This is a genomic window from Acaryochloris sp. 'Moss Beach' (assembly GCF_021497025.1).
Taxonomy (GTDB): domain Bacteria; phylum Cyanobacteriota; class Cyanobacteriia; order Thermosynechococcales; family Thermosynechococcaceae; genus Acaryochloris; species Acaryochloris marina_A.
The window spans coordinates 223,343-234,917 of record NZ_CP071717.1 but is presented as its reverse complement, the minus strand read 5'-3'; the positions used below and the strand labels follow the sequence as shown (position 1 = coordinate 234,917).

Sequence of the window (11,575 nt, the reverse complement as noted above, 5' to 3'; positions counted from 1 at the left end):
GATTATCTTTTGGTCCGGCTTTCTAGTAAATTAATTTGAATCTCTTTGATTAATTGCATTCATGAATTTATTATTAATTGCATGTATGAATTTATTATTAATTGAGGGATTGAAAAACTTGAATAATAGCAATGTCTTTTTATCAACAATATCAAAACCATTATTTTTTATCTGGAATAATCTTGGTTTCGTTTTTTCCTTCTGTTGCTGCTGCTGAAGTTCATGATTCTGACTTAGTGCTAGGCCGCCCCCCACATGCCTCAGGTTTGAAAGCAGTCCGAATTCAACCCTTGCCTGGTGAGACTTTGCTGGAAGATAGGATGTCCAACGAAATATCTGAAATAGGTCTGGAGCTGAAAGCGGACAACTTGGGTACTGAATTTAATTCTCCAAAACAGTCTGAGACGGGTTCATTAGAGGATAAAGATCCTAGTTCTCAGAGCCCAGACCCTGAACCTAAAGATCGGGTTCTAACGAAAGATGAGATTCAGCAAATTCAAGAAGGTTTGGAGGATATCCAAACAGAGATAGGAAAACAGAGCCGACAGGGGCGGAGTTCTCCTGGCATTACTATTTCTAATCCGGCTGGATTTGGTGCAGATAATTTTACAGCCTTTGCCAATTTTATATTTCAAGAACGCACGCGGCGCTCTTCAGCAAGTGATGCTGTTGCTGGATTTGGTATTGGTTTTGGTGACTCCCGGAAGAACATCGGGGTGCAGGTTTCCTATAGTTTGGCGAGTTTTGGCACAATTGGTCGCGAGTTAGGTTCTGGTGGTTTTAATGCAAAAATTCACCGCCAGTTTCCTGGACGTTGGGCCGTTGCAGTGGGCTCGGAAGGATTTCTCAACATAGGAGATGCGAATGATTTTGATGGCACCTTCTATGGGTCTGTGACCAAAATATTTAACCTCCGACAAAATGTGGATAAGCCCTTTAGTCGACTGGCCGTGACGGCTGGGGCGGGCACTGGTCGGTTTCGATCCGAAGAAGATTTTGTAGCAGACCGAACTACGATCAATCCGTTTGGAACGGCGACGGTGCTGGTGATTCCTCAGGTGTCAACAATTTTAGAATGGACAGGTCAGGATTTGGCTGCGGGGCTGTCTATCGCTCCGTTTCGAAAAATACCCCTAGTGATTTCCCCATCTGTACGTGACATAGTTGGGGCCGGAGAGAATCCTCGCTTTGTGATAGGTGTAGGAATGTCATGGAAATTTTAATTGAAAAATTTGCGAACATAGGAGTAATAAACTTATGAGTAATGGAACCCGAAAGAATTGGTTTAAGATTTCTTGGTTCGCCATGTCACTGGGAGGACTGATCCTGTTGGGTCCAATTCCTATTGCTTATGGTCAGCAGGGGGCAGATCCTGAGATTCCTGGCGGCACTGGCTCGGATTTTAGTGGTGGTACTGGCTCTGACATTAGTGGCGGTACTGGCTCTGACATTAGTGGCGGTACTGGCTCTGATAATAGTGGTGGTACTGGTACGGCAGTAAGTTCCCAAGTCCGTAGTAACTTACAAAGCTTAGTTCAATCCCTTAAAGCTTGTGGATCGGGTTGTAGTACTAGTAGCTTGGAAGAAATTCGGCTGGGATTAGTTAGTTTGCAACAATCCTGTGAGGGGGGGTGTAATCCGGCTATTTCTGGAAAAATTGATACTGTGCTAAGTAAAATTGACACAATCCTGATTTCAGGAACAGAGTCTGAATCAGGAACAGAGTCTGAATCAGGAACAGAGTCTGAATCGGGAACAGAGTCTGAATCAGGAACAGAGTCTGAATCAGGAACAGAGTCTGAATCAGGAACAGAGTCTGAATCAGGAACAGAGTCTGAATCAGGAACAGAGTCTGAATCAGGAACAGAGTCTGAATCAGGAACAGAGTCTGAATCAGGAACAGAGTCTGAATCTTAGGAAGATGAGAAAGAGGTTATTTATTCATGGCACTGTTTTGTTAAGGCGTGATAGGCATATCAAACCTAGATCCAGAAAGACTTCTAGGATTTTTCGCTTAAAAGTAGCTAGAATACCTTGCTGGAATGGAGTCTCGCAGCTTGATCACTCTTTAAGAGAACAGTGCGCTCATTGGACATATCTATGTGTAGCTAAGCTGGTGAGTTTTAATAAAAATTTTAATTTGGTGATTTAATGGCTTTCCTGAAAATGAACCTTATTGAATAGCAGATATGCTATCTTGTTTCAGCTCTTGATTTCCGTGTGTTTTTTTACCCCTGGTTATTGAAAATATTGATGAGAATGGTATAGCTTTACAGTTGTGTATATGCTGCCTATATTTCATTCGTGCTAATTATCTAAAGCGGTTTTCTTACTCTGCTATTTTTTTGAGACTATGACACAAAATTCAACTGCAAAAAAAATTGAGACCTTTTGTTAAAGAGGCAGATTATCCTACTGTTTTGTTTCCTAATACCCACTCTAAAAAATATAAGATTAGGAGTATTTACTCAATTCTTTCCACCGGATTATGCACCAACAGGACAGCTGATTGATGAACTCACTCAGCATTTATCACAACAAGATATTCAAGTTAAGATTTTTAGTGGACAACCTGGCTATGCTTTTCGTTCTAGCGAAGAAGCACCCTTAAGAGAAAAGCGTAACCAGGTTTTTGTGAGGCGATCTCGGACGGCTCAACTTTGGCCCCAGCAAATTCGTGGCAAAGCAATTAATGGGCTACTGTTTTTTATCCGAGCTGGGTTGCATTTACTTCGCTCTTCTCGGAAGTACGATGTCATTTTACTGACAACGGCTCCGCCGTTTTTGCCTTTTTTGGGTTATTTAGCTTCTCTAATTTTAAGAAAGCCTTATATTTGTTTGGTATATGATCTGTATCCAGATATTGCAATTGAATTAAATGTCGTTAAATCCGACAGCTTGTTAGCCAGACTTTGGTGCGTTATCAACTATTTAGTTTGGAATAATGCTAGCGCTGTTATTGTTTTGAGCGAAGCAATGAAGAAGACAATTGCTCGACGATGCCCTAAAGTGCGGGAGAAGATCTCTGTGATTCATAGTTGGGCTGATCCAACACTTATTGCTCCAATCCCTAAAAATAAAAACTGGTTTGCTTGGAAGCATCAGTTAGTGGATATATTTACGGTGATTTACTCTGGCAATATGGGACGTTGCCACGATATGGACACATTGTTAGATGCCATTCTTCGGTTGCGAGATGAACCGATTCAGTTTGTTTTTATTGGGGGAGGGGCCAAACGACCAGATGTGATGGCTAAGGTGAAAGAGTTTGATTTATTGAATTGTTTATTCTTGCCTTATCAGGAAAAGGATGTGTTACCCTACTCTTTAACCGCCGGGAACTTGTCTTTGGTGAGCGTCAGTCCTGGCATGCAAGATTTGGTAGCTCCTAGTAAAGTATATTCAGCATTATCTTCGGGGCGACCTATAGCTGCAGTCTGTCCCAAGGATTCGTATTTAAATGCTTTAATTTCGGATGCTAACTGTGGAACAACCTTTGAGAACGGCGATGGCAATGGGTTAGCCGATTTCATCCTGTATTTGCAGAAGGATCCTAAAACGGCTAAAGCCATGGGGGACAATGCCCATCACTTTTTAGAAAAGCATTTTACACCGCAGATTATCTCAAAGGAATATTTCAGTGTTGTGAATCAATGTATAACAGAGAACAAAAAACAAAAAATTAGGCTGGCAACATATAAGACACTCAAGAACATCAATAGTTGTATCTCTGAACCTGTAAGTTAGTCTTATGATGATTACATCCAACCTAGAAACATCTGAAACGCTATTTCTAATTCTACAAATTTCAAGACTGCATATTTAATCAGCATTTAAGATCTAAATATTTATGTTAAACCACTAATAGACAAACAACACTGTTAATGAAGACGAGATTTTTTTTAACCCATTGATCACTTTTAAAATTCTAACTAGTTAAAAAGTTTTAAGTCTCCGTACAGGACACAGCTTTTTAATTCCAAATTCGAAAGTGCCCGAAACCTTTATAGGGTATAGCTTGCAGGTTAAAATTTTGGAAGTGCTAATATCAATGACTTTCAGAGTTTTTTGCTTTGTGCTTAGACTTTAAGATTTACTCTGTTAATAGATCAGTTCCGATTTTTTATATTAGACTTCTTGCGTAATCCAGCTAACGATATAGTGTAGGACTAAAATTTAAGTCAGATCACGATATGAATTATGTTAACAGCCTATCATGAAACGAATATTGTAAGAAGTCTATCTTAAATTAGGTATGAATTGTATAACAAAAAAACACAATATGAAAAATGTACTTATTTGTGGGATATCTGGTCAAGATGGAGCATTTCTTGCAAAACTTCTACTAAAAAAAAAGGATATGAAATAGTTGGTACTTCAAGAGATGCACAAATTTCATCTTTTAGTAATTTAATTAAACTCGGCATTAAAGATCAAGTGAAACTTGTATCAATGGCACTTACTGATTTTCGTAGTGTTTTACAGGTACTTTATAAATTTCAACCTGATGAAATTTATAATTTGGCAGGACAAAGTTCAGTTGGATTGTCATTTGAACAACCTGTTGAAACATTGGAAAGTATAGCTTCTGGCACTTTAAACTTACTAGAGGCTATACGTTTTATTGACAGGCCTATCAAGTTATATAATGCTGCTTCAGGTGAATTCTTTGGCAATACTGGTGAAGAAGGAGCTGATGAAGAGACACAATTCCGTCCTAGAAGTCCATATGCGGTTGCAAAAGCTACTGCATTTTGGGAAGTTGCGAATTACCGAGACGCATATGGTTTATTTGCATGTTCTGGAATTTTATTTAATCATGAATCACCCTTGAGACCTCAAAGATTTGTGACTCAAAAAATTGTTCAAACTGCGAAGGAGATCGCTGATGGCAAAAAAAAGACATTGTATTTAGGTGATCTTTCTGTGAAAAGAGATTGGGGCTGGGCTCCAGAGTATGTGGAAGCGATGTATTTAATGTTGCAACAGGAAACTCCAGAAGATTATGTAATTGCTACGGGAGAAGCAAATAGTTTAGAAAATTTTGTAATGACAGTATTTAAAGAGTTGAATCTAAACTGGGAAGACCATGTAATGGTAGATAAAAAATTTGTATCGGCCTTCGGAGATTTCTATAGGAAAAGGGAGACCCTATAAAGCTTGTGCGAAGTTGGGGTGGCAACCAAAGTTTGGGCTTAGTGATGTAGTTAAAGGCATGTTAGTTGAGAGTTATTAATATATTTTTTATGAATATACCGTTTTTTTTGTATAGACGTTTAAGTCCATGGATAACTTGTGAGTTTAATTTCTCTGAAAATTCAAAGGTTAGCCTTGATAATAAATTCGCAGTTGCCAGCTTTAAGGATGTATTTTGTCATCCTTTTTATTGGCAGGTTTTTCAATATATCCAAAAACCACCTCAACTAATTGTTGACTGCGGTGCACATTGTGGACACTTTAGTGTTCTAACTAATACTTGTATTCAAAGCAAGTTTGACAATGTTCAATCTGAATATTTACTTGTAGAGCCTAACCCATATTTACAGGACATTCTCCAGAAAACTATATCAAATGCTGGATTTGCAACAAATGCTCAAATATATCAAGGTCTTTTAGGAAAAAAAAGTGGAAACGAAACCTTATGGATAAATCCTAAGAACTACCTGGCTACAAGTTTGAAGCAGAACTCAAAGGCTAAGCCTCATGTTATTGATTATTTAAATCTAGAAAAAACTGATAAATAGACGTACTGTAGATCTACTGAAAATTGATATAGAAGGTAGTGAATTTGACTTTGTAGAGTGCTATCAAGATATTCTGAAATCTACAAATTTAGTCTTTATGGAGTTACATCAAACATCTAGAAAATGTAGAGAAAAGCTTCTTAAAGAATTAGCGTATGCTGGTTTAGAAATGGCAGAGTCTCCTGTTAAGTGTCATGGTCAAGAACTAGTGATCTTCAAACGATAGTTTTTCAATGAGAAGTAAGAGTTTGTTTTTAGCTATTTTTTCTAAAAAAATAGTACCCTAGCAATTATTGCAATCATTTTCGCAATTTTTTGTATCATTGCTTGAGATAAGTAGCAACTTAATAATTTTGCCACTTACTCAAGTATTGGGAGCAACATCTTCTGAAGGAAAAGTATCTAATTTGTTCTTTGGTCTTCAAGACTTTCTAGATAAAATACCAGATAGTCAACAATTTCTAGTTCTTTTAGTCCTTCTACTATTTCTTACTGTCTTAAAAAAACGTTAATCTTTATATTTCTAGCCTATGTATTAATGCTTTTATGTTACGCAGTGGTACTCTACTCCGTCAAAAAATGCTTAGAACGCTTTTTGCAACTAGAAATATCTTTCTACAATAATACCGGACCTGGAAAGCTCTTAGGATACGTTAATGATCATTCGAATCGGAGTGAAAAGCTATTTTCTGCCATTTTAGAAATAGCAAGAGAAATCATCCTTCTAACCGCCTTGGTCATTTTCTTGATCACTTTATCCCCTGTTATGACCATATTCACGGGGATAAGCTTGCTAGCTGTTGCTTTTGTTCTAAAATTATTTATTGTTAGAGGTGTTCAAAGGTATGGTCAAAATACAGCTCGTGATTTAAATGATTTTTCAGACCTGACTGCTGAAATCTTAAATGGTATTCGTTTAATTAAGACATTTTCTTCTGAGAGTCATGAGCTAAAACGTATTAAAAAAGTTTTATGGAAGCGATATTCCTCAGAGTTAAATGCCTATAAATTTAATTCTGCTGTTGCACCACTCACTGAAACAACGGGAATTATGGTTCTCTTGGGGATGCTTTTAGTAGGTAATTATTTTTTAAATGGAGACAATAAGATTGCTTTACCTATTCTCTTGACATATATATTAACTCTTTTAAGAACACTCCCAAGAGTAAATCACTTAAGCTCTCTAAGATCTCAACTTTCATTGCTTTGGGGAAGCTTTGAAACTATAGAGAAATTTTTGATTGGAACATCTACAAAAATGCTTTCTGATGGAGAAAAAAAATATGGTAGCTTGACTTCGACAGTAGAGTTTTCAAATATAACATTTGCCTATCCAGGTAATAATGAACCTGTAGTTCGTGATTTCAATTTGGTTATCCCAAAAGGAAATACGGTAGCTTTAGTAGGACAATCAGGTAGCGGTAAGTCAACATTAGTTGATTTGTTATTGCGATTGTATGATCCAGATATAGGCTCTATTTTTGTCGATGGCATAGATTTACGTCACTTTACTAGAAAATCATGGCATCAAGCTATTGCTGTAGTAAGTCAAGATACTTTTTTGTTTAACGAGACAGTACGAGAAAATATAGCATACGGTGTTCGAAAAGCATCTGACGAAAAAATTATTGAAGCTGCTAGAAAGGCTCATGCTCTTGATTTTATTAAAGCCTTACCGAATGGTTTTGATACTATTGTGGGTAATAGAGGTACTTTGTTATCTGGGGGGCAGAGGCAGCGAATTGCCATTGCTAGGGCAATTTTGTGCCAGCCTGATCTTTTGATTCTGGATGAAGCAACTAGTGCTTTAGATAGCAAATCAGAACGTATTATTCAAACAGCTCTTGAAGAAATTAGTGAGGAATGTACAGTAGTTGTAATTGCTCATCGACTATCTACCATTGAGAGAGCTGATCAAATTATTCTTTTACAAGAAGGAAAGATTTTGGAAAAAGGCATGCATAATGAATTAATTGATGCTAAAGGTTTATATTACTCACTACATACATTGCAGGCAAGTAATAGTATTGCAACTATTTTCTGAGTCATAATTATGCGGATATTAATTGCAGGAATATTAGCCGGTCAAGGAGGAATTCAAAGTCATATTCGCTGGTTAGCAAAAGCATTAGGTGAAGAAGGTATTGAGGTATTAGTGTTGTCGCTAGGTACTTCTAAGAGTCTGCCTATTGATGAATCATTTTTAAAACAATCATGGAATAATAATGTTCAACTAAGGTTTTGTGCTGCATATCAAACTACAACTTCTAATCGTAATCTTGGCGGTCTTAGACGATTGCAAGAGATAGTAGAAATTATTGATGAGTTTGATCCAGATATTTATCTAGCCATAGGTACTGGCTGGAACCTTTTTATTCCACCTCTCTTATCAAAAGCTAAGCCTATTCGGATATTCCATGAAGTTATGTCTGGAGTTCCCAATGGTTGGCAAGATTCACGTTGGTGCGTCAAACTCTGGTTTGATGAGGTGATTGGTCAAGCCACACCAGTATCCCAAGCATTTTCAAAAGAGTTTGGATGGAAGAAAGAAGTTTCTACCTTGCCAGCATTTCCTGAACCACTAGAAATTACAGCGAATTTGCCTGAAGTGACAGCTATAAAGGTTACAAAGGGTAAGGTTAAGGCTGCATTATTTAGTCGATTAGCTCCTCATAAGCAAGCATTTTGGTTAGTGCAGCAATGGTCAAAGCTAAAAGAATACCTATCTGAATTACATATTCATGGTTCAGGATCTGATGAAGATCTTATTCGCTCCTATATAGCTAAAGCAGGTATTGGAAAAGAGGTGAAATGCTTAGGCCGATATCCTGAAGGACAAGCATATGTTGACTTATTGAGTAGCTATGATCTGACGTTACTACCGACGATTGGTGCAGAAGGTGCACCTCTTGTATTGTTGGAGTCGATGGCTTGTGGGGTGCCGTTTTTGGCTTATGGAGTTGGCGGTATTCCTGATTATGGACGTAATAATCCAGATGTTCGGGTGGTTGCTCCTGATGACATAAGGTTCTTTGAGGGGCTAGAGCAAATCACCTCAGCATTTACCAAAGGTGAAATTGATCAAAGGCGGTTACAACGGTTCTACTTTGAGCATTATTCTTACGAAGCGCTTAAAATATCATGGCTGAACTACTTGAAAGCGATTTATCAACAAAAGCAACACAACGTAGCTATGCCATTGATGCATTGAGAGGATTAGCAGCTTTAATCATTGTTTTGTACCATGCAAGACCGATGTTTTGGGTAGGGATAGGAGAGATTTGGGATACCTATGGATTAACTTTGAGTCCGAATGCTTTGCTAGGCTATCTATGCCATTGAGCTTTGGTGGTCTAGCAGTTGATTTATTTTTCGTTTTGAGTGGGTACTGCATTCACCGTAAGAATGCATATCTCTTAGCCAAGAATCCAAAGTCTAAATTAAGCAAAAGAAAGTATTTAAATCGGCGAATCTTTCGGATTTACCCTGTTTACATCGCTGCATTATGTCTTACTGCAGTTATTCATGTCTATGTTGCCGCTAGAGAGCCGTCCCTCGTTTCGGGACAAAATAACTCTTTATTTGCTTTTGTAGCCAGTTTGCTATCACTGCAGGGGATAGTGGCCTCGAGTTTTGCACATAATACTGTGTTTTGGACACTTGCCATAGAGATTCATTTTTTACTTGATTTATCCGATTATCTATTGGATTTCTTCAAGAAAAGGTGCTTCATTTGTTCTGGGTCTAATGACTTTTTTCAGCTTTTCTTATTTAGCCATGGATTTATGGCTTAACTTTTCTGTTTCATTTTCTTATAAAGGTTCAGGAGGTTCTCTATTTATTCCCTATCTATTCACTTGGGGAGTCGGAATATTCTTAGCAGAATTGGAGGCTGGTAGAACATCACTAGATTGTAGAACCTGGTTGCCCAGCGCGAGCATATCCAATATTCAATACTGGATATATTTGACTTTTATTTCGTGCTTAGTTGTTTTGAGTGCTGGCACAAAAGCTACTATCCTATTCAAACTTTTTGTTGTCTCTGTATTTTGCGGCACAGTAGTTTATCTCAGCACAACACCGCGTGGTGGAGCTTTCTGGAGCAAATCTTGGGGGAAAATATTTTCTTGGATAGGTTTATTCTCCTATTCCTTATATGTAACCCATAGGCCATTTCTACTGTTGATGAAATCTATCGTAGATCCTTTTAATATGAGGTCAGAGTCCTTAGTGTTGACGTTGTTAGCAACTTTACTCTGCATATTTTCTGGCTTTGCATTCTTTTGGCTATTTGAGCGCTGGACCTTGAAATCTACTGCCCCTTTAAAATTGTTAGATTAAGCATCGCTAGCTCTCTAGAAATCTTATCTGGTGGTAAGTCGTTCAGCTTAATATTCGTCTGTTAAACTTCCATATCAAAAATGTAGATCGATCTGGTGGGAAAAATGATTTCATCAAACAAAGTTGCAGTAGCACAATTAGGTGCTAGAAAACATTATCAAGAGCCGATTCTCCTACACCAGTGGAATGTTCTTGATACTCTATACACAGACTTCTACTCAGGCGATCGCATACCATTCAATCTTCTACGCCACTCACGGATTAGTGAACATCTGCCTGCTGTTATGAAGCGGATGATCGATCGCTATGACCCTGCTCTCAAGGGTGCAAAGATTGTGCATTTTCCAGTACTAGGCTACAACTATACTAAATCCCTTAAGCAGCTAAGAGGTCAGAGTACCGCTTCAGCTCATATTGAAGCTGGGAAGTCTTTTTGTCGGCGAATCATTCAGCATGGCTTGGGAGATGCTGATACGGTATACGGTTTTAACGGTGCTTGTCTGGAATTATTTCAGTATGCCAAGCAGCAAAATCTAAGGTGCATTCTGGATCAAACTCTGGCAGAGCGGTATTACTATTACCAGCTTATGCAAGCTGAAGAGGCTCGCTGGCCTGGTTGGTCCTCTTACCCATTCACATTGACTAATGCTGATCGAGAGCTTGCCGATCGAGAGCAACAGGAACAAGACCTGGCAGATCAAATTATTTGTGGTTCTGAGTTTGTGAAAGACTCGCTGATGGCACGGGGTGTTTCGGCTGAAAAGATCATGGTAGTGCCTCTGGGGCGAGTGAAAGATTCAGCTCCGTTAATTGCATCTCAACTCATGTCGGGTCAATCCCAATCTCCCTGGAAAGAGCGACCTGAAGGATTACACATTTTGTTCGCAGGTTCAGTTGGCTTACGTAAAGGTATTCCTTACTTACTTGAAGTGTTGCTACAACTCAAAGGTAAAGTTCCTTTTGTTTGTAAGGCGGCAGGATCGATTGAGCTACGTTCTGAAGTTCTGCAACCCTATAGTGAAGTTTGCCAGTTCCTCGGGCGGGTGCCTCGCTCAGAGATGGCAGCTTTGTATACCTGGGCGGATGTATTTGTTTTGCCTTCTTTGTGCGAGGGATCAGCAATGGTTATCTATGAAGCTTTAAAGTTTGGTCTACAAGTAGTTACGACTCACAATTCAGGTTCAATAATAAGTAATGAAGTTGGTGGTAGTATTGTCCCGATACAAGACAGTAAAGCTATAGCGGTATCTCTACTAAATCTCTTTGAACAAGTGACTAATAATGATTGCAGTACGAAGTTAGGAATAAACGTTGAGCAAATGCAGGCAAAAGCAATAGATAATTTTGCAGACGCTATGATGGTGAGTACACCGGTACCAGTCGTAACTAACTCTGGGAAAAAGCTGTGAAATTTGCAGCTGATTCTTCCCCGATATTAATTGGACTTAGTTTATATTTCTTAGATTTAATTATCCAGCTTATTTTCGCCT

Annotated in this window: 10 protein-coding genes and 1 pseudogene; all 11 read left to right on the top strand. The window is 38.5% G+C overall.

Annotated features, from left to right (window positions below):
* Positions 1-182 precede the first annotated feature (182 nt).
* The 11 genes and pseudogenes from HRE53_RS01140 (at position 183) to HRE53_RS01100 (ending at position 11,494) form a co-directional block, all read left to right on the top strand.
* Positions 183-1,223, top strand: a complete 1,041-nt coding sequence (locus tag HRE53_RS01140) for a hypothetical protein (RefSeq protein ID WP_235108767.1) — start codon at positions 183-185, stop codon at positions 1,221-1,223.
* Positions 1,224-1,257: 34 nt separating this feature from the next.
* Positions 1,258-1,917 (top strand): hypothetical protein, encoded by a 660-nt coding sequence (locus HRE53_RS01135; protein ID WP_235108766.1) that lies wholly within the window; start codon positions 1,258-1,260, stop codon positions 1,915-1,917.
* A gap of 474 nt (positions 1,918-2,391) precedes the next feature.
* Positions 2,392-3,747, top strand: coding sequence for a glycosyltransferase family 4 protein (locus HRE53_RS01130; protein WP_235108765.1), 1,356 nt, complete (start codon positions 2,392-2,394; stop codon positions 3,745-3,747).
* A gap of 535 nt (positions 3,748-4,282) precedes the next feature.
* A pseudogene (locus HRE53_RS01125) lies at positions 4,283-5,236 on the top strand (GDP-mannose 4,6-dehydratase).
* A gap of 10 nt (positions 5,237-5,246) precedes the next feature.
* A complete protein-coding gene (locus tag HRE53_RS01120; protein ID WP_235108763.1) occupies positions 5,247-5,744 on the top strand; it encodes a hypothetical protein in 498 nt (165 codons plus the stop codon).
* Complete coding sequence (locus HRE53_RS35105; RefSeq protein ID WP_396133439.1) at positions 5,734-5,970, top strand: FkbM family methyltransferase; 237 nt, start codon at positions 5,734-5,736, stop codon at positions 5,968-5,970. Before HRE53_RS01120 ends, HRE53_RS35105 begins: the two co-directional genes overlap by 11 nt.
* A 312-nt stretch (positions 5,971-6,282) precedes the next feature.
* Positions 6,283-7,788: an ABC transporter ATP-binding protein gene (locus HRE53_RS01115; protein ID WP_255801084.1), complete on the top strand. Its 1,506-nt coding sequence runs from the start codon at positions 6,283-6,285 to the stop codon at positions 7,786-7,788.
* 9 nt (positions 7,789-7,797) lie between these two features.
* Positions 7,798-8,955: a glycosyltransferase family 4 protein gene (locus HRE53_RS01110; protein ID WP_235108761.1), complete on the top strand. Its 1,158-nt coding sequence runs from the start codon at positions 7,798-7,800 to the stop codon at positions 8,953-8,955.
* A 121-nt stretch (positions 8,956-9,076) separates the two neighbouring features.
* Positions 9,077-9,538, top strand: coding sequence for an acyltransferase (locus HRE53_RS35100; protein WP_396133408.1), 462 nt, complete (start codon positions 9,077-9,079; stop codon positions 9,536-9,538).
* On the top strand, positions 9,429-10,085 hold the full coding sequence (locus HRE53_RS01105; RefSeq protein WP_235108760.1) for a hypothetical protein: 657 nt from the start codon (positions 9,429-9,431) through the stop codon (positions 10,083-10,085). Before HRE53_RS35100 ends, HRE53_RS01105 begins: the two co-directional genes overlap by 110 nt.
* 104 nt (positions 10,086-10,189) lie before the next feature.
* Complete coding sequence (locus HRE53_RS01100; RefSeq protein ID WP_235108759.1) at positions 10,190-11,494, top strand: glycosyltransferase family 4 protein; 1,305 nt, start codon at positions 10,190-10,192, stop codon at positions 11,492-11,494.
* Positions 11,495-11,575 lie beyond the last annotated feature (81 nt).